This window comes from Planococcus sp. TJ-201, from assembly GCF_058268495.1.
In genome coordinates, this window is sequence record NZ_JBZDOG010000009.1 from 38,837 (window position 1) to 59,523 (window position 20,687).

Here is a 20,687-nt window from a genome sequence, read left to right on the forward strand (position 1 = left end):
AGAAGCATTGAAAAAAAGGTGGAATCGCAAATGACTTTTATAAAAGAATTGAGCCCCTTGTGGCAAGAAAAATGGGAAAAAGCAGGATTTGAAGCGGCAATGCCGATTCAGGAACAGATGATTCCGGAAATGTTGGCTGGCAATGATATCGTTGCAGAATCTCCAACAGGTTCAGGAAAAACCTTGGCATATGTACTGCCAATCTTACAGCGCGTCAACCCTGAAAAAAAGGCAATCCAAGCCATGATTGTAGCTCCGTCACAGGAGTTGTCGATGCAGATCGTCAATGTATTGCGGGAGTGGACAGAAGGAACAGACGTCACCGTGACGCAATTAATTGGGGGAGCCAATATACAACGCCAATTGGACACGCTCAAGAAAAAACCGACCATTGTTGTGGGTACGCCAGGGCGCCTAAATGAATTGGTTAAAACCAAAAAATTGAAAATGCACGAAATCCGGATGTTGGTCTTGGATGAAGGCGACCAGCTGATGGCTCGTGAACACCGCGGCATCATGAAAGACTTGATTGAAAAAACGCAGCATGACCGCCAATTGGTTTTGGTTTCAGCTACAATTACCGAAGAAATCGAATTGGTGGCCGAACGGTTGATGCAGCATCCGACACGCTTGCAAGTAACTGCGGAGGATCTGCCGATGTTCGGCAAAGTGACGCACTCATTTGTCAAAGTGGATGAGCGCGACAAAACCGAATTGCTGCGCAGCATTTCACATATTCCTGGCATGAAGGGATTGGCATTCGTCAACAACCTGGACCAATTGCTGATGAAGGAAAATAAATTGAAGTTCCGTGATGCGAAGATTGTCACCTTGCATTCGGAAATGAAAAAAGATGAGCGCAAAAAAGCATTGGACGCGTTCCGAAAAGGAGAAGTAGCTGTATTGATTGCAACAGAAGTGGCTGCCCGCGGATTGGATATCGATCAAGTAACACATGTTATCCATGTAGATGTGCCGCAAACGGTCGAGCAGTACTTGCACCGTTCAGGCAGAACAGGAAGAGCCGGAGCGGACGGGGAAGTGTTGACCCTCTTGGCATATTCCGATGAACGCCATTACAAAAAATTCACTAAAGAATTGCCTTCGAAAACCGTCCAGAAAGTAATCCATGGCGGGAAATTGATCGAAGGTTCCAGCAAAACGATTGCGGCAAAGGGGAATAAACGATGAACTTCCAGGAGAAACTTGAACAATATGCTGACTTGACTGTTTCGATAGGGTTGAATGTTCAAAAAGGACAAGTAGTTGTCATCAACACAACAACCGATACACTGGAATTTACGCGAATGGTTGTCAGAAAAGCCTATGAAGCAGGTGCTAAACGAGTACAGGTCAATTACGAAGACCCAGTGCAGACACGGACACATTTCGAATTGGCGCCTGATGATGCGTTCACAGAATACCCGGAATGGTCTGTCGTCCAGCGTGATGAAGTAATCAATACGGGCGGTTCTTTCCTATGGATTGATGCAGAAGATCCGGATTTGTTAACTGGAATTCCAGCGAAACGATTGGCTGATTCGCAAAAATCTGCCGGAAAAGCATTGGAACGTTACCGCCAGGCAGTTGGAACCGATAAAGTCGCATGGTCAATTGTAGCCATTCCATCGCCGAAATGGGCGCAAAAAGTTTTTCCGGATTTGCCCGCGGAGAAGCAGATGGAAGCTCTTTGGCAGGCTATTTTCCAAACGGTTCGCATTGGTGAAGGAGATGCGGTCGAAGCGTGGAAAAACCACATCGCGCTGCTGGAGCAGCGTGCTTCTCAATTGAACGAAAAACGCTACATGAAATTACATTACAGCGCTCCAGGAACAGACTTGACGATCGAACTGCCGGACAAGCATATTTGGATGTCCGGCGCGTCAAAAACACCTCAAGGCAATCCGTTTATCGCCAATATGCCAACAGAGGAAGTGTATACCGTCCCGTTAAAACACGGAGTGGATGGCACGGTCCGCAATACCAAGCCTTTGGTGTACCAAGGGAATGTGATTGATGGCTTTACGCTGACGTTTGAAAAAGGAAAAATTGTCGACGCACAAGCGGAGACCGGGCAAGAACTGCTCAACGAAATGATCAGTGCAGATGGGGGAGCAGCTTATTTGGGAGAAGTGGCTTTAGTGCCGTACCATTCGCCGATTTCTGACTCGAACATACTGTTTTACAATACGCTGTTTGATGAAAATGCTTCGAATCATTTGGCAATTGGTGATTCTTATCCAACTTGCTACGAAGGTGCGCGTGATTTGGAACGCCAACAATTGGCAGCCATCGGTTTGAATACTTCGATTGTCCATGAGGATTTTATGATTGGCAGTGACAAGATGGATATTGATGGCATTACAGCAAATGGTTCAAAAGAGCCCATCTTCCGCAATGGAAACTGGGCATTCTAAGAGGTGATTGAAATGAAGAAGTATTGGATAGCGGCAATGGCCGGATTTCTGCTGTTTAGCGGAACAGCTGCTGCACAGGCTGAACTTCAAATTCCAGCGGCTTATATCGCTATTGGCGATTCACTTGCAGCAGGGCAGACGCCTGACCGCCAAATAGATGCCGGTTACGCAGATTTGATCGCCCAAGAGCTGTCGCGCAATCAGCCGGTGGCATTTTATTCGAAAAACTTGGCTTTTCCAGGATTCACCACATCAGATGTATTAGACAGCATCCTAAGTGAGGAAGCGGAAGAAGTGTTGTCTTCAGCCAATCTTATTACTGTTTCGGCCGGGGCAAACGATCTTTTGCGCCTTGTCCAGGGAGACGCGGCACAGGGGTCTTTGACTTTCCAACAAGTTCAAGTGGATTTTGCGCTTAACGAGGCAAGACAAAATATGGACTTGATTTTGGCAGAACTCACGGAAAAATCCCCTGAAGCAACGGTTTACGTGATGGGGTATTACTTTGCTTACCCGCACGTTCGTGACAGCCAAAAGAACGGAACTGCCAAACAGCTTGACCGGCTCAATGAAATTCTTCAGCGATCGGCTGAAAAGGCAGGGGCTGTTTTTGTATCAGTAGACCAATCATTTGGTTCAAATGCAGTGGATAAAGTTCCGAATCCAGCGGATGTTCATCCGAATGCAGCGGGTTATCAGGCCATGGCGAATGCGTTTTTCAGTGAATACCAGGAAGCTTGGACGGTGGAAGATTTTGAAATGCCGCCGCCGAACCCATTGTCTTTCGAGCAAATTATGGAAGCACAGGATCAGGAAGAGCCAGAAAATGCTGAGGATAACGAAGCTGACGAAACAGCACAGCGGCCTTCTGACGATAGCCCAACCGGTTATTTTGCACTGCGCGAAGCAATGCCTTATATCTAGAAAAGCGGAAGCGCCCGTGCAGCTCTGCTGGGCATAAGACAGACCGGCAGTGTGGCGCTCTTTGCCCCACAGCTGGGTTGGCTTATGACCCAAAGAGCTGGGCGCTGAAGTCTGGACAAAGAAAAGCGGAAGCGCCCGTGAATTTTAAGCTGATTTCTTAATCCAAAAAAAAAAGTTCCGGCATGTGTATGCCGGAACTTTTTTTATTTTAGCGTTTTCTGCCACGCGTATCAGGCTGTTGAGGAGCTGATTGTCCAGCTTTGCCTTGTTTTCTTTTATTTAAAACTTTACGAATGATCGGGTACGCGATCGGTCCGTATTTTATCGCTGATTTCAATAGTCTGCCAATTGCCATTTAAATCTCTCCATTCATGGGGTTAATACTTATCATTTTCCCGAATTCTTCGGATTGCAAACCTTTTATGCAGATTGCGCATGTGCCAACAAGATATCTTTATAAGAATGGACACTTGAAATCAACACATATTCAGCGTTGCCATGCCAATCATCGCCGCTCGGGCCAAATTCAATAGCACCTTCGCCGCCGGTTACTGCCGCATAGTAGCGGGTGTCTGCTGCGCCGTGCTGGCCGAATAAAACGGGTTCTTGTTGAGTTGTGTCCAAAATCGCTTTTTGCAAACTTTGAATATATAAATTTTCTTTTGTCGTAGTAAGTGCAGGTGTAGAGCCTGAAGCTTTATATTCCATATCGACATCTAATGTATCAGCCAGTTCTACCAGTTGACGGATTATTTCATCTTTGTCCTGTCCTGGCATAAAGCGGATATCGTAGGACATTTCGCAAATTTCAGGAACAACGTTATAGCGGTCGCCTGCTTTAATGATTGGCAGGTTGACGGAAGGGTGCTCGTAATATTCGGTTGATTCTTTTCGGAATGGCAGATCCGTGATCGCCATATGGAACTTCATCGCCGATTCAATGGCATTGATGCCTTCCCATGGACGGCTACCGTGGGCAGGTTTGCCTTTGAACGTCATATCCATCCGCAAAATACCTTTGGACTGCAGGCCAACTTTCAGTCCAGTCGGTTCTCCGCAAATAACAAAGTTGCCATGGTATCCTTGTTCAACCAGCCACTTCGACGTGTTGCGGCCGCCAATTTCTTCATCGGTTACGATATGCAGTTGAACGATACGGTTAAGGCTGCTGCTGTCGAGTTCAATAAACGCCTGCATCATTGCGGCAACCCCGGCTTTCATATCTGCAGACCCTCGTCCGTAAAGACGGTCTTGTTCTTCGACTGGAGAAAATTGTTCTTTATGGCCTGGAACAACGTCTACGTGGCCGTTCCAAATTAAAGTTTCTTCGCCTTGGCCTTTAGTTGCGGTCAACATCAAATAGCCTTCGTTGTCATGGACAGTGACCGTTTCGCCTTTTTCCTTCAGCCAATCTGCACAAAAAAGAAGAGCCTCGTTTGCTCCTTCTTTTGTATCACTTTGAATTTTGATTAGGTCTTTTAATAGTTCAATCATTTTTTGGCAAGCCCGAAATCTCGGCTGCCTCCACCACCTTTCAATTAGCTTTTCTATTCATTTCTTTACCCTATCAGACTATCTTAAAACAGCCTTGCATTAAAGAGGAGGCTTGTGTACAATACAGGTGAAAGTCAAATAGTTGTATACACCACAAGGGGAGCTTTTGCTGAGAGTGAACAAATTGTTCTTACCCTTTGAACCTGTAAGTTAACACTTGCGCAGGGATGTGGATGGAAACCGGCCCTTACAACGGCGCCAGGCTCTGTCCTGGCGTCGTTTTTAATATGGTTTTATTCACGGCCCTTCTGGTGATGTGCATCACACATTAAGGAGGAAGTCATGAGAAATAAAAAAGTTTTGTTAATGATGGAAATCGCCATTTTCGCAGCTCTTGGGTTTGTTCTGGATTTTATTTCGTTCCGGATGCCACAAGGCGGATCTGTCAGTCTGGTGATGATTCCAATCGTATTGATCGCTTTTAGAAGAGGAGTCGGTGCCGGTGTGCTGACGGGATTCCTTGTGGGTCTGCTGCAAATTGTTTCCGGTTTTATCTCGGTCACACCATTGTCGTTTGGATTCGTCGTCATGCAAGTGTTGTTGGACTATCTTTTGGCATATGGAGTGGTAGGTCTGGCAGGCGTCATGCGCACAAAATACTTGCAGCATGCACAAACCAAACAAACTGGAAAGATGCTTACGGTAATTGTATTGGGTGTATTGATTGCTTCGGCGCTTCGTTATCTTGTTCACGTGGTGACGGGGATCTTGTTCTTCAGCATGTTTGCTGAAGGCAATGTGGTCATCTACTCGGTCATCTACAATGCAACTTATATGATACCGGTATTTTTGCTGGCGGCTTTTGTCTGTGCTGCGCTTTTTGCGGCAGCCCCAAAGCTGGTGGATGCAGAAGCCTAAAAATGGGAAGGCTGTCCTTGGACAGCCTTCTTTTCTATGCCAATGCAAGGGATAAAATGGACCGAACCAGGAGCCTGTGATTTAATTTTGTGGTATAATTCTTGAATAGAAAAGCTTGAAAGAAGGGTCATTGATGATAGCAACTAATGAAAAAGATATTGAAATGTTAAAAAAAGCTGGCCAAATGGTAGCTGAAATTCGGGAAACGATGAAGGCTGCAACCAAAGCCGGTGTCACTACCAAGGAAATTGATGAATTAGGCGGTAAACTTTTTGAGGAGCTTGGCGGTGTTTCCGGTCCGAAATCGGAATATGATTTCCCAGGATTTACGTGCATCAGCGTTAACGAAGAAGTAGCTCATGGCATTCCGGGCGACCGCGTAATCCAGGATGGGGATATTGTGAATATCGATGTTTCCGGCTCATACGAAGGTTTTTTCTCTGACACTGGCATTTCGTTTGTTGTTGGGGAAGGGCATGCGGACAAAGAAAAAATTTGTGAGGCGGCTGCTTCGGCTTTTGATCGTGCGATGACAAAAGTAAAAGCTGGTGCAAAGCTTAACCAAATCGGCAAAGCAGTTGAACGCGAAGCAAAAGAACAAGGATTGTTCGTCATCAAGAATCTGACCGGCCATGGCATCGGCAAATCGTTGCACGAAGCTCCTCAGCACATTTTAAATTATTACGATGCATGGGAGACGACCATCCTGAAAGAAGGCATGGTGCTGGCAGTAGAGCCATTTATCTCGCAGAAAGCCGAGCACATTGTAGAATCTGGCGATGGCTGGACATTTATTACGCCGGACCAATCTTTGGTGGCGCAGATTGAGCACACGGTTCTTGTCACAAAAGGCGAACCCATTTTGCTTACCAAGCTGGATAAATAACAAATTAAATAGAGAAACAAAAAGATCCGGTCCATAAACCGGATCTTTTTTTCTGCAAAAAAACTGCGGACCTACTCGTTTGTATCGAGTAGTCCGCAGTTTTATTGAACTGCTGGAGCCGTTCTTTTTTTGATGAGCAAAATACCGGTTAAGATAACACCGCTCAGGAAAAGAGAGGCTGTTGTTACCAGCATTTCACCTGTACCATGCTTGACGGCGATTCCGATAAATGCCCAGATGAAGACCGCGGCAAACGGAATATCGAAATGGTGGAAGCGAATATGCAAAGCGAGTGCAGTCGCCACTGTCAGCATGATTACTGTCCAGAGCTGATCACTGAGTCCCCATCCGCTCCAATTGTAATAAGTCAGAACAAAGCTGATATTGGCAATGGTTGCAACACTGATCCAACCCATATTAACTGAAATTGGAAGCCGTTCAGTAAAAGTTCGTTCCGAATTTCCATATTGCAGGTAAAGGGCGATCAACGCTACCAGGTATCCGAGCATTGCAATGATTGACCAAGCAAAAAACTCGTAATGCCACAACAGCAGCCAGCCGATATTAAAGATGCAGCTTAAGATGAAAAACAAAGCGATCTTGGATGAAGGAATCTCTCCCTTTTTAAAACGCACCCAGAAAGCAATGATCCAAACAGCCAGCAATAGATAAATGATAGACCAAATCGAAAATACATAGCCAGCTGGAGTAAATAGGACGAGAAGCCGATTAGAAATTTCGCCTGTGGTTTGGTTATTCAATGGCAAGGTGTTTGCTAAAGTATTCATGACAACTACGGATATAAAAGCGATTGTCATAAGCAAAATACGAATCATGCGGAATCCCTCCTTCATTTCAGTATAACGGTAGCCGTTTCAATCAACAAATATCCTTTTCCAAAAAAATTCCTAGAAATGGCGATAAGGTGAAGTGTTTTCTCGAGAAGTGGAATAATGTTCCGATTCCGGAAAGAAAAATGATATACTAAAGGAGCATTTTTAGAAAATTTAGTTTACCAGGGGGCAATATCATGACAGTTAAATATCCGGAAGTATGGGACTTGGATACGCTATTTCCAGGAGGCAGTGAATCACAGGAATTACGGCTGCATATGGACGAAGCAGTAACAAAAATTTCTGCATTCGAACAGTTGGTCCACCAATTTGAAGTGCCGACTGAAAAAGAAGATGCTCAAAAAGTAGCCGATTTACTTGAACACATGAACAGTGTGATGCGGCATCTGAGCCAATCCGGTGCATTTATCGGCTGTCTGATGGCTCAGAATACACAAGATAAAAAAGCAGGCGTTTTGGAAAGTGAAGCTTCTTCTCTGTCAGCGCGCTTTCAAAATTCATTCCAAAAAATTCAACAAGATTTGTCGAAAACAGAAGAAGGGGGATGGACAGAGCTGCTCAAAGAAGAATCGTTGCGGGAGTTCACTTTTATTTTGAACGAATGGCGCGAAGAAGCGAAGATGCTGCTGTCTGAACAAGAAGAAAGCCTGATTACCGCTTTAGGCGTAGATGGCTACCATAGCTGGAGCCAGTTGTACGATATGCTGGTTGGAGAAATCCAAGTTACGGTTACTGTGGATGGTGAACCTAAATCGTTATCCGTTGGGCAGGCAAATAACTTAAGCTCACATAAAGACGCAGCAGTGCGAAAAGAATCTTACGAAAAACTGGAACAGGCTTGGACAGATAAAGAAGAGTTTTTCGCTAAGACTTTAAACTCCATCGCCGGATTCCGTTTGGAAACCTATAAAAAGCGTGGATGGGACAATCCTCTCCAGGAGCCGTTGCATATCAACCGCATGAAGCAGGAAACATTGGACGCTATGTGGGGAGCCATTAGCAACAACAAGCAGCCTTTCGTCAACTATCTAAACCAAAAAGGCAAACTGCTGGGCAAAGACGGACTGGATTGGTATGACGTGGACGCACCGGTAACAAAAAGCACCCAGCAGTTTTCTTATCAAGAAGGTGCAGAATTCATTCTTAAGCAGTTTGGGAAATTTGGACCTGAGCTGGAGCAATTCGCGCAGCAAGCATTTGAAAAAGGCTGGATTGAAGCCGAAGACCGTCCGAACAAGCGGCCAGGTGGATTTTGTACCGGCTTGCCACTGAGTGAAGAGTCACGTATTTTTATGACTTACAGTGGATCCATGTCCAATGTAGCGACCTTGGCGCATGAACTTGGCCATGCGTTCCATACTTATGCGCTTCGTCCTGTCCACTCTTTGAACCGGTCGTATGCAATGAATGTAGCTGAAACTGCATCGACATTCGCTGAAATGATCGTGGCAGATGCGGCAGTCAAAAATGCGCAGTCCAAGGAAGAAAAAATTGCGTTGCTGGAAGATAAAGTCCAGCGCAGTGTGGCGTTCTTTATGAACATCCATTCGCGTTTCCTTTTTGAAACCCGTTTCTATGAAGAACGCAAAAAAGGCGTTGTACCGGCATCCCGGTTAAATGAATTGATGGAGCAGGCACAGACAGAAGGATTTGCAGGCGGATTGGCATCGACGCATCCGCATTTCTGGGCATCTAAACTGCATTTTTATATTACGTACGTGCCGTTTTACAACTTCCCGTACACTTTCGGCTACTTGTTCTCTTTGAGTGTTTATGCGAAAGCATTGGAAGAAGGAAGCGGCTTTGAAGAAAAATACTTGGCATTGCTTCGTGATACAGCAGTGATGTCAGCAGAAGACTTGGCACAAAAGCATTTGGGCGAAGATATTACCCAGCAGGCTTTCTGGGAAAAAGGAATCGCTCTATGTGTCCAGGATGCCGAGGAATTCATTTCGCTGACATCTGCTGAGGCCTAGTATGAATTTGCTTTTCGAAGGGCAGACTTGTTACCTGCGCAGTTTAACGGTAGACGATGCAGAAGAGATGGTTCAATTGCTGCTGCGCAACCGGGATTATTGGTCTGTATATGAACCGCGTCATCGGGACAGTTATTTTTCAGCAGCCGTTCAGCGGGAAAAAATTCGGGAATCAATCTATCAGGCAAGAGAAAACCGGGAATACAGCGTAGGAATTTTTGAGCATGAGACAAAAAAACTGATCGGTCATATTTCTGTCTACAGTGTGAAGCGTATGCCTTTTTTAAGTGCCTTGGTCGGCTACTCAATCGATGAAGCTTATATCGGCAAGGGCATTGCTACGGAGGCGGTCAAGCTGATGACTGTTTTTGGGTTCGAAGAACTTCGTCTCCACCGTATTGAGGCCTATGTGTCTCCGGATAATGAGGGATCAATTCGGGTATTGGAAAAAACCGGATTTCGTCGGGAAGGCTTGCTAAAGGAGTTTCTCTATATCAATGGCGAATGGAAAGACCATTATTACTACGCTATGATTGAGCAGGAATTTTGAAAGGGCAAGGCCACCTACAAAAAATGGTGGAAAGAAATGCAACGCTGGTTTGAATCGTAAGTAAAAGCGGAGGAAGGTGCGTAAAGGATGAATACAGAAAAACTGTTTTCTTATCACAAATGGGCGACACTGGCTTGCTTGGAACACGTTCAAAAAACCGGTGAGGAGTTTTATCAGAAAGAGGGAGCCAACTCTTTTTCTTCCATTCATGCAACCATTGCGCATGTGATCGGTGTGGAAAAACTGTGGCTGCTGCGAATGTCTGGTATAGCCAAACCGGCATTCGAGCATTTCGAAGTAGGAACAACCCAACAAGCGATTGATGCTTTTGAGCTGCTGCATGCGGAAATGGAGTTGTTTTTCGCTTCGCTGTCCGAAGAGCAGTGGCAGGAAACACTTGAGTATCAAAATATGCGTGGAGATGATTTTTCTTCAACGCGTGAAGAAATGCTGTTTACGGTTGTGAATCATGCCAGTTACCATAGAGGACAGATTACCTCGTTTCTTCGGCAATTTGGCAAAGAGGGAACAGCCCTCGATTATATCTATTATCAAAAACAAAACCGCTGAGAGTTTCTCAGCGGTTTTCGTTTCCATTTACGACAACATCCAGTTTGCCTGTGGTTGGATCGATAACAAGGCCATGGACAGGAACTGAAATATCGAGAAGGGGATGATTGCGCACCATGTTGACGCTATGTGCCACACTTTCCGTCACATCGTCGAATCCACGGAGCCAGCCTTTCAAATCCACTCCGGAATATTCCATCATATCAATGGTTTTTTCATCTACTCCGCGTTTTTTCATTTTCTCCAACATCTCTTCAGGTTTAATGGAAGCCATGCCACAGTCGTGGTGTCCGATAATATAGATTTCATCCGCATTCAATTCGTATACGGCTACCAACAAACTGCGCATGATGCCTCCGAACGGGTGGTTAATAACGGCTCCAGCACTTTTGACGATTTTGATATCACCGTTTTTAAAGTTCATCGCTTTTGGCAGCATTTCAAAAAGACGCGTATCCATGCATGTCAATATAACAACTTTTTTGTCAGGAAACTTAGTGGTCATAAATTCTTCGTAACGCTTTTCTTTCACGAACCCTTCGTTATATTCCAAAATTTCATCCAATAAAGCCATTGATATATCCTCCTTTTTGACTAATACGTTTTAAGTTTAATCTAAATTTCCGAAAAAGACGAATTGAATAACAGCTGTGCAGAAAATTAGGGAAAAAGTCATACTATTCATTGTTTCTGTCATAAAACGATGCTTTTCAGAAATATTGCGGGAGTCCTGCCCGGAGCGATGGATAAACGTTTGCTTCTTCGGTTTATACAGCCGTTTTTCTACTGCGATAAGTGTCCGAATAACAAAAAGGCTGAAGGCAGAACCGAGGAGATCGGTATGTCTTCAGCTTTTTCGTTTTGAGATTCCAGGATTATAAGCCATCCGGCCTGTCTGAGGTCCATCAGAACTGTACGGTGCTTCCGTCTGTCGTAACTTAACGTGACATTTTTTCTAATTGCTTAATCATGCCGAGCGACAGTCCTGTTCCAATCGCGACTGACTCTAGAGGTTGCGGGGCGATGTGGACAGGAACTGAAATTTCTTTTGTGAGCCATTCCTCCATGCCTTTTAATAAGGCGCCTCCTCCGGAAATGACAACTCCCTGGTCAACCATATCGCCGGAAAGTTCAGCAGGGCAATTTTCCAAGGTTGCACGGATGCATTCCAAAATAGCGGATAGTGATTCTTTTAATGCTTGCTGTGTTTCAAGAGAGCTGATCGTGATGGTTTTTGGCAATCCGCTCATGATGTCGCGGCCGCGTATTTCCATGTGTTCCACTTCATGGGGAACGGGTGCATAACCGATTTCTTTCTTGATGTTTTCGGCAGTGCGTTCACCGATCAGGATATTATAATGCTTGCGGACGTATTGGATGATATCTTCGTCCATGCGGTCGCCGGCCACTTTGACCGTATTGGAAGAAACTACGCCGCCAAAAGAAATGATTCCGACTTCTGTCGTGCCGCCGCCAATGTCGACGATCACACTTGCGACGGGCTCGCTGATTGGCAAATCTGCGCCTATAGCAGCCGCTACGGTTTCTTCGATCAAGTGAACCGTTTTAGCACCGCTTTGCTTAACTGCGTCGTGGATAGCGCGGCGTTCTACTGTGGTAGCTCCTGAAGGTGTACATACCATGACGTTGGGTTTCCGAAACGCACTGCCGAGCTGTTTGGCTGCTCGTTGCATAATGATTTTCAAGAGTTCCCTCGTCACATCAAAATCTGCAATGACGCCATCTTTTAAAGGTCGGACGACTAGAATGGAATCGGGAGCTTTGCCAAGCATGGCTTTTGCTTCATTACCGATGGCCAGGACTTCCCGTGTTTTTGAATCCAATGCAACCACAGAAGGCTCGTTGATGATAATGCCCTTTGCTTTTGTGTAAACCAATATGTTTGCAGTTCCTAAATCGATGCCGATATCTATTGCAGAAAACATATATAAATTCCTCCTATGAATAAAGACGCTAACTAGTACGGATTTTACCATTGCCAAAGCGGAAGTGATAGAGCCGAAGGAACCTAAAGAGTAGAGAACTGGATAAATTTTTTAAATTTTTGCAGGGCTTCGGGAGAAGATAACATAAAAACCGGCTTCAATGAAGAAGCCGGTTTTAGTCGCTTAGTATTTTTTTTCAGGAATTGGGTCTACGTGCTCTGCATCATGTGGATGCAACTCTTTTCCAAGAAAGTGTAGAAGCGTAAAGAAAAACATGAAGATCACGGCCATGAAGCCAAGAACAACAGTGATGCCATAAAACATAATGATAACTCCTCTCTAAACTGTAATTATCAATATTTAGTATACCTGATTTTGCCGGAAAAAATAAGTGTCGAATTATCGATACTTAAAATGCCCAGTTGCCGCCACGGAAAATGGCTTCGCGGGTGCCGTCTTCCAGAATTCCATCGATATCCATTTCTGAAGAGCCGACCATGAAATCAACATGTGTAATGCTTTGGTTCAAGCCATTTTTCAGCAACTCATCCTGAGACATTGTTTTTCCGCCTTCGATACAAAATGCATAAGCACTTCCAATGGCAAAGTGGTTTGACGCATTTTCGTCAAACAGGGTGTTATAGAATAAAATATTTGAATCGGAAATGGGTGATTGATGAGGAACCAACGCCACTTCGCCAAGGAAATGCGATCCTTCATCTGTAGCAACCAATTGTTTTAGCACATCTTCACCTTGTGCAGCAGTCACGTCAACAATTTTTCCATCTTTGAATGTCACTTTGAAGTCATCAATGATGTTTCCGCCATAGCTCAATGGTTTTGTGCTGGACACATAGCCATTGACACCAGTTTTATGCGGCACTGTGAACACTTCTTCAGTTGGCATGTTCGCCATAAAAGCATCGCCTTTTTCATTGATTGACCCAGCTCCACACCATAGATGTCCTTTTGGAAGTCCGACTTCCAAATCGGTTTTCGGTGAGCTGTAGTGAAGTTTGGCGTATTTCTTGCCGTTCAAATAATCGACCTTAGTATGAAGCAATTGGTCATGTTCGCTCCATGCTTCGATTGGCTGGTCAAGATCTGCACGCACTGCTTTGAAAATTGCATCCCACAATGTATCCATTTGCTGTTCCGCTGGGACATCCGGAAAGACTTTTGCTGCCCATTTTTGCGAAGGTGCAGCGATGACCGTCCAGCTGATTTTATCCGATTGGACATATTGGCGGTACTTGCTCAATGCTTGCCCAGTCGCTTTTTGAAAAGCAGCAATGCGTTTCGAATCGATTCCAGCTAAAAGGTCCGGGCTTTGTGAAACCACGCTGATAAAAGCAGCTCCTTGCTCAGCCAATTGCTCACGCTCCTGCACTTTCCATGCTGGATAATCTGCGAACGAATCTTCTGGTGCCAACTCAAAACGCAAACGTGATACAGCATCATCGTTCCAGTCGACATACACCTGTTTTGCTCCTGTTTCATATGCCTGTTTTGTGATCAGGCGTACAAGCGGCGCCGCCTCAATTGCAGCAGCAATGTAAAGCTGTTGGCCTGGTTGAATATTTACCCCCACTTTTACAGCCAATTCAGCATAGCGGGTTAACTTTTCATTAAAAGATGTCAAATAAATCTCTCCTCTCATCTCTTCTATAGTAGCAATTTTCAGTCACCGCCTGCAATGTTTTATAACGATATTCGAAATAATCTTTTTCTTGCCTTTTTCATTATAAAAGTTTATGATTTAAACAAATGTTTAAAGGTGGTCATGAAATGAGTCAGAAAGAAGTAGAAGTGCTGGAACTGATTCGCCGCAATCCATATCTGTCTCAACAGGAAATGGCGGAGCACTTGGATATGTCCAGGCCTTCACTTGCCAACTTTATTTCGAATTTGATACGTCAAGGAAAGATCTTAGGACGTGCGTACGTATTGCCAGAAGAAAAAACAGTCATTTGCATCGGAGGCGCAAATGTCGATCGGAAATTCCTGATGGACCAGACGGCGCAGATGGGTACCTCCAATCCAGCATCGGTTTCGGGAAGTGTTGGGGGAGTCGCAAGAAACGTTGCGGAAAATTTAGGTCGGCTCGGCCGGTCGGTCAAGCTCCTGTCCATTGTTGGCAATGATCCGGAATGGAATTTGATTAGAGCAGCTTCGAGCTCTTTTATGTCGACTGAATTGACGAAAGCCATTGATGGACTTTCAACAGGAACCTATACAGCCATTTTAGAACCTGATGGCGAAATGCTGCTGGCCATGGCGGATATGAAAATATACGATTCGCTGACACCGGAGTACATTGCCAAAAATGACAGTGTCCTGTTGTCAGCAGCTTTTCTCGTCATTGATTTAAACTGTCCGCTGGAAACGGTGGAATATGTTCGGCAGCTGGCTTTGAGCCATCATATTCCGCTGGCAGTTATTCCGGTGTCGGCTCCGAAAATGGAACGACTGGGCAATGATTTGACAGCCATCAGCTGGTTAATTCTCAACCGCGGCGAAGCCAGCAAGTATTTGCAACGATCCATAGATACGATGGAAGATTGGCATCAGGCGGTTGGACAGCTTTTGGCTCGAGGTGCAGAAGCAGTGGTTATTACAGCAGGAAAAGATGGAGCGGTAGCCGGAAATGCTGCTGGCATACGCCATTACCACGCCATGTCAGTCGAACAGGTTGAGGACGTAACCGGGGCTGGTGATGCATTTTCCAGTGCGATCGTCCACAGCGTGATGGATGGACAGGGGTTTGATGTTACGATTCAGACGGCTATGGTCAATGCAGCCAAGACATTGGAAAGCAATACGACTGTGCGCCTTGAATTAACAGCTGCACAATTACAAAAAGAACTGGAGGAATTACAATGACAACAATGATTTCTTATTCAACTGAAGTACAGCAAGCAATAGAGGACAAAAAGCCGATTGTGGCCCTCGAATCGACGATTATTTCACACGGCATGCCTTATCCGCAAAATGTGGAAACAGCTCGTATGGTGGAACAAATTATCCGTGACAACGGAGCAGTTCCGGCGACTATCGCGATTATGGACGGCAAAATCAAAATTGGTTTGTCTGAGGAAGAGCTGGAGTTGCTTGGCAATAGCCCGGGCGTTTCCAAAGTATCGAGAAGAGACATCGGACAATTGATCGCTACGAAAAAAATTGGTGCGACAACGGTTGCTGCTACGATGATTTGTGCAGAGCTTGCAGGCATTCGGGTTTTCGCTACTGGCGGAATTGGTGGGGTACACAGAGGTGCTGAAACGACAATGGACATTTCAGCAGATTTAGAAGAGTTGTCGACCACGGGAGTTGCAGTTGTTTGTGCAGGCGCCAAATCGATTTTGGATATCGGCCTGACATTGGAATATTTGGAGACAAAAGGTGTTCCAGTTATTGGCTTCCAAACAGATGAAATGCCGGCATTCTATACGCGTTCAAGTGGCTTTGATCTAACGTTTCGCAGTGATGAATCAGTCGAATTGGCCAACGTACTGAAAGCACAATGGGATTTGGGAATAAAAGGCGGAGCGGTTATCGCCAATCCAATTCCTGCCGAACACGCCTTGGATGAATCGTTCATCAACAGCATTATCGCTCAAGCGATGGCGGAAGCAACTAGCAACGGCATTTCGGGAAAAGAAGTGACACCGTTTCTTTTGGGGAAAGTTAAAGAATTGACTGAAGGAAAAAGCTTAGTTGCCAATATCGAATTGGTTAAGCACAATGCTAAAGTCGGAGCTCAGCTTGCTGTGGCATACAACCAACTTTAAGAATAATTTGTGAAAAGAAGTCCATTTAAGGGCTTCTTTTTTTGTTGGAGAGGTTTAATGGGTTTTCACAGGCCTAAAGGCAGGGTAAGGAGAAAGAAGGGGATGAAGCAGATGAAAACTGACGTATTCATTGGAGGGGGTGGAATCGGTGGATTGACGCTTGCATTGAAACTGGTGCAGCGTGGAATCGACGTGGTTCTCGCCGAACGAATGGCTGTGAAAGCACCTACTTATAAGGGAGAGCTTCTTCAGCCAAAAAGTATGCAAATATTTGATGGCCTAGGACTATACGAACAGATATGTGATCGGTCAAATGAAATTAAAGTACTGGATATGCTTGAACTTTCAAGCTCCCTGCAAGTGAAAGATCAGGCATTCATGGATTACAGTGTGCTGCCCGGCAAGTACAATGCAGCATACATGATGCATCACGAAGAACTCAAAGCTGTTATTTTAAAAGCAGCTTCTGAACATGAAAATTTTCATTACCTAAAAGGCACTTCCTGCAAAGGTTATGGCGAAGGAACAGCATTGCTTCAAAAAGGGACGGAAAAATTTGAAGTCAAAGCCCAGTTTTTCTTTGGTGCTGAAGGCCGGTCTTCGGTCACGCGAAAGGCAATGGAAATCGAAGTGAAGCAGACTACTTATAACCATCATTTTTTAACGGTAACCTTTCCGCGTTCTGAAAATTTTACGGATGGCAAAATTATTTCTACATACAACCGATTTCTAGGCCTGTTTCCATTGCCTGACGACCAAGTGCGCAGCGTGTATCTGATTCCGCCAGGAGACTACAAGCAGCTGAAAGAAAAACCGATTACTCATTTTCATAAGCTGTATACTGATTTGGCACCTGCAGTAGACGGCTATGTTCAACGATTGACGGATTGGAAGAAAATCCAATTGATGATTCCCGTTATGTACCATGCCAATTCCTACGTGAGCGGCAACAAGGCCATTATTGGGGATGCCAGCCATGCTGTCCATCCGATGGCAGGTGAAGGCATGAATATGGCCATTCAAGATGCTGATATTCTGGGTGAATTGACCGCAGATATGTTTAAAGAAGGAAAAATGGCGCAAAGTAATTTAAAATGGTATCAAGACGTACGCTATAAACGAGCAGACCATGTGATCCAATTGAGCCATTTGGCGGCACTAGCCTATTCGTTCCCGTTTAAACCGGTTAGCTATATACGCCAGCGGACGTTTGAACGGATGGAAGAAGATCCAATCCTTCATTTTAAACAAATGTTGAACGTATCAGGACTCGGCATGTGGAAAGAAAATTTCCGTGACCGCTTTATCCAGGGAGGCATTATGCCTGTCCGCATGAAAGATCTATCGGATGATACAAAAGAAATGAAATATTACACACCAGAAGAAGATTACCCATGGAAAGCGGAGGGACTCACATGATCGATGTCATGAAGATGTTTAAAGCAAGAATGTATATGAAGCGCAACGAGCCTTTTTTGTATAGTTGGCATGCCTATGTAGGCTACGAATTGGATTTGTTTAAAGCGTTCGAACGCCCGGTGACTAAGTATGATGTGGCAGATGCTCTTCAATTGGACGAAGATCTGTTGAATCAGTGGGTGAACGTAGGTGTTTCGATTGGCCATTTGAAAGAGGCAGGAAGAAACCGTTACAAAACATGGAACGCTTGGAAATTACCGAAACCAAAAGGCAATAACTCTTCAGGTGTGTTGCTGAAGGAAATGATGGAGCTGCATATTCCTACATTATTGAGTTATCCAGAAATGATGCGCAAACAGGACCGCCTGCATTTTGATGAAGAAAAACATGCACCAACTGTTGCTGAAACGAGCCGTTTATTGGAGGTCTTGGCTTTGCCGAAAATGTCACGGCGGCTTAAAGGAAAAGAAGTGGATACGGTCTTGGATATTGGCTGTGGAGAAGGCGGCTATATCAAGAAATTGGCTGAACGTTTTCCCAAAACGCATTTCACGGGAATTGAGATTAGTCCGGCAGTAACTGAAGTTGCAAAAATCCTGACAAAAGAAAACAGCAACATCACTATTGAAAATGCTGATCTTTGGCAATACAAGCCTGCCCAACTACAGGGAATGGTCATGATGAACAACGTCATCCACTATATCGCCCTTGAAAAACGCCAGGATCTATTCACTGAACTGGCTAGCTGGATAAAAGAAGAAGGAATTCTTTCCGTAGTGACACCGATTGCGGGAGATAGCGACAGCACACCATTCGCAAATGTCTTCAACAGCTTTTTTTCATCATTCGACAACCTTTATCGCTTGCCAACGCGCGAAGAATTAGCCCAATGGGGAGAAAATGCAGGACTCGAATTGCTCAGCATCCAAACCGTCATAAAAGAAGGCGGCTGGTATATCGTGCAGTATGAAAAGAAAAGCTGAGGAAGCCGTTAAGGTTCGACAGGCATAAGACAGACCGGTGAAGCGACGTGTTTTAAGTCGCACAGCCGGGTTGGCTTATGACCCGAGATCCTGGCTTCTGAAGCTGGCCAAAAAGAAAAGCTGAGGAAGCCGTTTTGCTCCGACAGGCATAAGCTGAGAATCGCTAAAGTTCAAAAATAGGTGAATCAAAAAAATTCCCTGAAGGAAAGCCTTCAGGGAATTTCTATTTGCCTTATTTGCGCAATGAACCAAGTTCAGTGGCAATGGCTTGCATCTCACTGGTGCTGAATTTGTCGCGGGTTGAAACCATTTCGTACAGTTCCTGCAAATCTTCGTATTGGGAAGCGTTAAAGTGCTCAGCTTTCATTGCATCAACATTGACCATGCGCAGTTTTGCTTTTATTTCTTCAATCATAAAGCTGACGTTTTCTGGAGACGGTTTTGATAAGTCCATGATAAGTTCCTGCCTTTCGGGTGGGTATGCTTTATCATTTCATTATTCAAAAGCAATGTCAATTGCCAGCGCGTTCGGCTTCTTTTTCTTCTTTGATTTTGGCAATAATGCGTTTTGTCTCGTAAACAATGACGCCGGATAAGCCAAGTAATCCAATCAAGTTCGGGAACGCCATCAAACCGTTCATAACATCAGAGAATGACCAAACAACATCAAGTGAAACTGTTGCACCGACGTACACCATTAACACGAACGCGATGCGGTAAACAATAAGCAAAGCCGGATTTTTGAACAAGTACTGGAAACATTTTTCTCCATAATAAGACCAACCGATAATTGTCGAAGAGGCGAAGAAAATCAAACCGATGGCTACTACAATCGGGCCAGCACCTCCCAGGAACTGTTCAAAGGCAGCTGTTGTTAGTGCAGCACCTTCAAGTGATTTGTCTGTATACAGACCAGACATTACAATTGTGACACCGGTAATCGAACAAATGATGAGCGTATCGAAAAACACCTGTGTCATGGAAACCAATGCTTGGCGTCCTGGAAGATCTGTAATGGCTGCAGCAGCAGCGATTGGAGCAGATCCAAGGCCAGCTTCATTGGAGAATACGCCTCGCGCCACACCATAGCGGATAGCTGCACCGATTGCTCCGCCGACTGCCGCTTCACCTGTGAATGCAGCACTGAAGATTGTAGCTAGAGCTCCAGGAATTAAATCCATATTGAAAATCATAATGATAATTCCTGCGATTATGTAGAATAACGCCATAAAAGGAACAAAGTATGAAGTGACGCGGCCAATACTTTTAATGCCGCCAAGTAATACCAATGCAGTGAAAACAGTTAAAATAATTCCTGTGATCCATGTTGGGACACTGAACGTATCACGGACAACAGAAGCAACAGAGTTTGATTGGGTACCGTTGCCGATCCCAAAAGCAGCCAGTGCACCGAAGATGGCGAACATAACAGCCAGCCATTTCTGTTTCAACCCATGTTCAAGGTAGTACATGGGTCCGCCGGCCATTTGGCCTCTGGCATCAACCACCCGGTATTTGACTGCAAGAACAGCCTCACCATATTTAGTAGCCATACCGAAGAATGCAGAAAACCACATCCAGAAAACAGCACCTGGTCCGCCGAGAATGACGGCTGTTGCGACACCGACAATATTACCGGTTCCAACTGTTGCAGCCATTGCTGTAGAGAGTGCCTGGAAATGACTGATATCTCCCTTGGAGGTTGTATCCGTGTTCTTGGTAAAGACCAACTTTAGGGCGTAAGGCAATAGACGGATTTGCAGAAGTCCGAGTCGGACAGTTAAGAAAATTCCAGTTCCTACTAATAAAATTAATAAAGGCGGTCCCCATACATAACCGCTGATAGTGCCCAATAGTTCTTCGATCTGTTCCATCAATGCTCCCCCTTTTTATCATCTTATCTTTCTTAAAAAACCTCCTGTAAACATAATATTCCGAAACTTTTTCAATATAGTCAAG

The 20,687-nt window shown here is 44.9% G+C and carries 21 protein-coding genes and 1 riboswitch; of the genes, 12 read left to right on the plus strand and 9 right to left on the minus strand.

Going from position 1 to position 20,687, the window contains the following annotated elements; translation table 11 throughout:
* Nucleotides 1–30 precede the first annotated feature (30 nt).
* The 3 genes from AC4EG4_RS17180 to AC4EG4_RS17190 are packed head-to-tail and all read left to right on the plus strand — an operon-like array spanning nucleotide 31 to nucleotide 3,341.
* Nucleotides 31–1,191: a DEAD/DEAH box helicase gene (locus AC4EG4_RS17180; RefSeq protein ID WP_490980014.1), complete on the plus strand. Its 1,161-nt coding sequence runs from the start codon at nucleotides 31–33 to the stop codon at nucleotides 1,189–1,191.
* Nucleotides 1,188–2,417 (plus strand): aminopeptidase, encoded by a 1,230-nt coding sequence (locus AC4EG4_RS17185; protein WP_490988513.1) that lies wholly within the window; start codon nucleotides 1,188–1,190, stop codon nucleotides 2,415–2,417. The genes AC4EG4_RS17180 and AC4EG4_RS17185 overlap by 4 nt, the downstream gene beginning before the upstream one ends.
* A 12-nt stretch (nucleotides 2,418–2,429) precedes the next feature.
* On the plus strand, nucleotides 2,430–3,341 hold the full coding sequence (locus AC4EG4_RS17190; RefSeq protein WP_490988514.1) for an SGNH/GDSL hydrolase family protein: 912 nt from the start codon (nucleotides 2,430–2,432) through the stop codon (nucleotides 3,339–3,341).
* A gap of 208 nt (nucleotides 3,342–3,549) precedes the next feature.
* On the opposite strand, the gene AC4EG4_RS17195 is transcribed toward AC4EG4_RS17190, so the two are convergent.
* Nucleotides 3,550–3,696: a hypothetical protein gene (locus AC4EG4_RS17195; RefSeq protein WP_185960110.1), complete on the minus strand. Its 147-nt coding sequence runs from the start codon at nucleotides 3,694–3,696 to the stop codon at nucleotides 3,550–3,552.
* 65 nt (nucleotides 3,697–3,761) lie between these two features.
* Nucleotides 3,762–4,835, minus strand: a complete 1,074-nt coding sequence (locus AC4EG4_RS17200; protein WP_490988515.1) for a M20 family metallopeptidase — start codon at nucleotides 4,833–4,835, stop codon at nucleotides 3,762–3,764.
* Between the two features lie 146 nt (nucleotides 4,836–4,981).
* Nucleotides 4,982–5,080: riboswitch (TPP riboswitch) on the plus strand.
* 97 nt (nucleotides 5,081–5,177) lie between these two features.
* On the opposite strand from AC4EG4_RS17200, the gene thiT reads away from it, so the two are divergent.
* Nucleotides 5,178–5,753, plus strand: coding sequence for an energy-coupled thiamine transporter ThiT (gene thiT / locus AC4EG4_RS17205; protein ID WP_490988516.1), 576 nt, complete (start codon nucleotides 5,178–5,180; stop codon nucleotides 5,751–5,753).
* A 133-nt stretch (nucleotides 5,754–5,886) separates the two neighbouring features.
* Nucleotides 5,887–6,639 carry a type I methionyl aminopeptidase gene (gene map, locus AC4EG4_RS17210; protein ID WP_490988517.1) on the plus strand — a complete coding sequence of 251 codons (753 nt, stop codon included), beginning with the start codon at nucleotides 5,887–5,889 and terminating at the stop codon, nucleotides 6,637–6,639.
* Between the two features lie 101 nt (nucleotides 6,640–6,740).
* Here map and AC4EG4_RS17215 read toward each other — a convergent pair whose 3' ends face one another.
* Nucleotides 6,741–7,475 carry a TspO-related membrane protein gene (locus AC4EG4_RS17215; protein WP_490980008.1) on the minus strand — a complete coding sequence of 245 codons (735 nt, stop codon included), beginning with the start codon at nucleotides 7,473–7,475 and terminating at the stop codon, nucleotides 6,741–6,743.
* A 194-nt stretch (nucleotides 7,476–7,669) separates the two neighbouring features.
* Here AC4EG4_RS17215 and AC4EG4_RS17220 point away from each other — a divergent pair, with 194 nt between their 5' ends.
* The 3 genes from AC4EG4_RS17220 (at nucleotide 7,670) to AC4EG4_RS17230 (ending at nucleotide 10,589) form a co-directional block, all read left to right on the plus strand.
* Nucleotides 7,670–9,469 carry a M3 family oligoendopeptidase gene (locus AC4EG4_RS17220; protein ID WP_490988518.1) on the plus strand — a complete coding sequence of 600 codons (1,800 nt, stop codon included), beginning with the start codon at nucleotides 7,670–7,672 and terminating at the stop codon, nucleotides 9,467–9,469.
* A 1-nt stretch (nucleotide 9,470) separates the two neighbouring features.
* A complete protein-coding gene (locus AC4EG4_RS17225; RefSeq protein WP_490980006.1) occupies nucleotides 9,471–10,019 on the plus strand; it encodes a GNAT family N-acetyltransferase in 549 nt (182 codons plus the stop codon).
* Nucleotides 10,020–10,106: 87 nt separating this feature from the next.
* The gene (locus tag AC4EG4_RS17230; protein WP_490988519.1) at nucleotides 10,107–10,589 is read left to right on the plus strand and encodes a DinB family protein; all 483 of its coding nucleotides are present in this window, start codon (nucleotides 10,107–10,109) and stop codon (nucleotides 10,587–10,589) included.
* Between the two features lie 7 nt (nucleotides 10,590–10,596).
* On the opposite strand, the gene AC4EG4_RS17235 is transcribed toward AC4EG4_RS17230, so the two are convergent.
* The 4 genes from AC4EG4_RS17235 to AC4EG4_RS17250 all read right to left on the minus strand — a co-directional run bounded on the left by AC4EG4_RS17235 (nucleotide 10,597) and on the right by AC4EG4_RS17250 (nucleotide 14,177).
* Complete coding sequence (locus AC4EG4_RS17235; RefSeq protein ID WP_490980004.1) at nucleotides 10,597–11,163, minus strand: beta-class carbonic anhydrase; 567 nt, start codon at nucleotides 11,161–11,163, stop codon at nucleotides 10,597–10,599.
* Between the two features lie 364 nt (nucleotides 11,164–11,527).
* Nucleotides 11,528–12,535, minus strand: a complete 1,008-nt coding sequence (gene mreBH / locus AC4EG4_RS17240; protein WP_490988520.1) for a rod-share determining protein MreBH — start codon at nucleotides 12,533–12,535, stop codon at nucleotides 11,528–11,530.
* A gap of 183 nt (nucleotides 12,536–12,718) precedes the next feature.
* Nucleotides 12,719–12,859, minus strand: coding sequence for a hypothetical protein (locus AC4EG4_RS17245; protein ID WP_490980002.1), 141 nt, complete (start codon nucleotides 12,857–12,859; stop codon nucleotides 12,719–12,721).
* Between the two features lie 85 nt (nucleotides 12,860–12,944).
* Nucleotides 12,945–14,177, minus strand: a complete 1,233-nt coding sequence (locus AC4EG4_RS17250; protein ID WP_490988521.1) for an aminopeptidase — start codon at nucleotides 14,175–14,177, stop codon at nucleotides 12,945–12,947.
* 146 nt (nucleotides 14,178–14,323) lie between these two features.
* Between AC4EG4_RS17250 and AC4EG4_RS17255 the strand changes: the two genes are divergently transcribed.
* From AC4EG4_RS17255 to AC4EG4_RS17270, 4 genes are all read left to right on the plus strand, one after another.
* Nucleotides 14,324–15,418: a carbohydrate kinase family protein gene (locus tag AC4EG4_RS17255; protein ID WP_490988522.1), complete on the plus strand. Its 1,095-nt coding sequence runs from the start codon at nucleotides 14,324–14,326 to the stop codon at nucleotides 15,416–15,418.
* The gene (locus AC4EG4_RS17260; protein ID WP_490988523.1) at nucleotides 15,415–16,326 is read left to right on the plus strand and encodes a pseudouridine-5'-phosphate glycosidase; all 912 of its coding nucleotides are present in this window, start codon (nucleotides 15,415–15,417) and stop codon (nucleotides 16,324–16,326) included. Before AC4EG4_RS17255 ends, AC4EG4_RS17260 begins: the two co-directional genes overlap by 4 nt.
* 111 nt (nucleotides 16,327–16,437) lie before the next feature.
* Nucleotides 16,438–17,745 (plus strand): FAD-dependent oxidoreductase, encoded by a 1,308-nt coding sequence (locus AC4EG4_RS17265; protein WP_490988533.1) that lies wholly within the window; start codon nucleotides 16,438–16,440, stop codon nucleotides 17,743–17,745.
* On the plus strand, nucleotides 17,742–18,728 hold the full coding sequence (locus tag AC4EG4_RS17270; RefSeq protein ID WP_490979998.1) for a class I SAM-dependent methyltransferase: 987 nt from the start codon (nucleotides 17,742–17,744) through the stop codon (nucleotides 18,726–18,728). Before AC4EG4_RS17265 ends, AC4EG4_RS17270 begins: the two co-directional genes overlap by 4 nt.
* Before the next feature lie 232 nt (nucleotides 18,729–18,960).
* On the opposite strand, the gene AC4EG4_RS17275 is transcribed toward AC4EG4_RS17270, so the two are convergent.
* Both AC4EG4_RS17275 and AC4EG4_RS17280 read right to left on the minus strand, forming a co-directional pair.
* On the minus strand, nucleotides 18,961–19,182 hold the full coding sequence (locus tag AC4EG4_RS17275; protein ID WP_490988524.1) for a DUF1128 domain-containing protein: 222 nt from the start codon (nucleotides 19,180–19,182) through the stop codon (nucleotides 18,961–18,963).
* Nucleotides 19,183–19,240: 58 nt separating this feature from the next.
* Nucleotides 19,241–20,602 (minus strand): alanine/glycine:cation symporter family protein, encoded by a 1,362-nt coding sequence (locus AC4EG4_RS17280; RefSeq protein WP_490979996.1) that lies wholly within the window; start codon nucleotides 20,600–20,602, stop codon nucleotides 19,241–19,243.
* Nucleotides 20,603–20,687 lie beyond the last annotated feature (85 nt).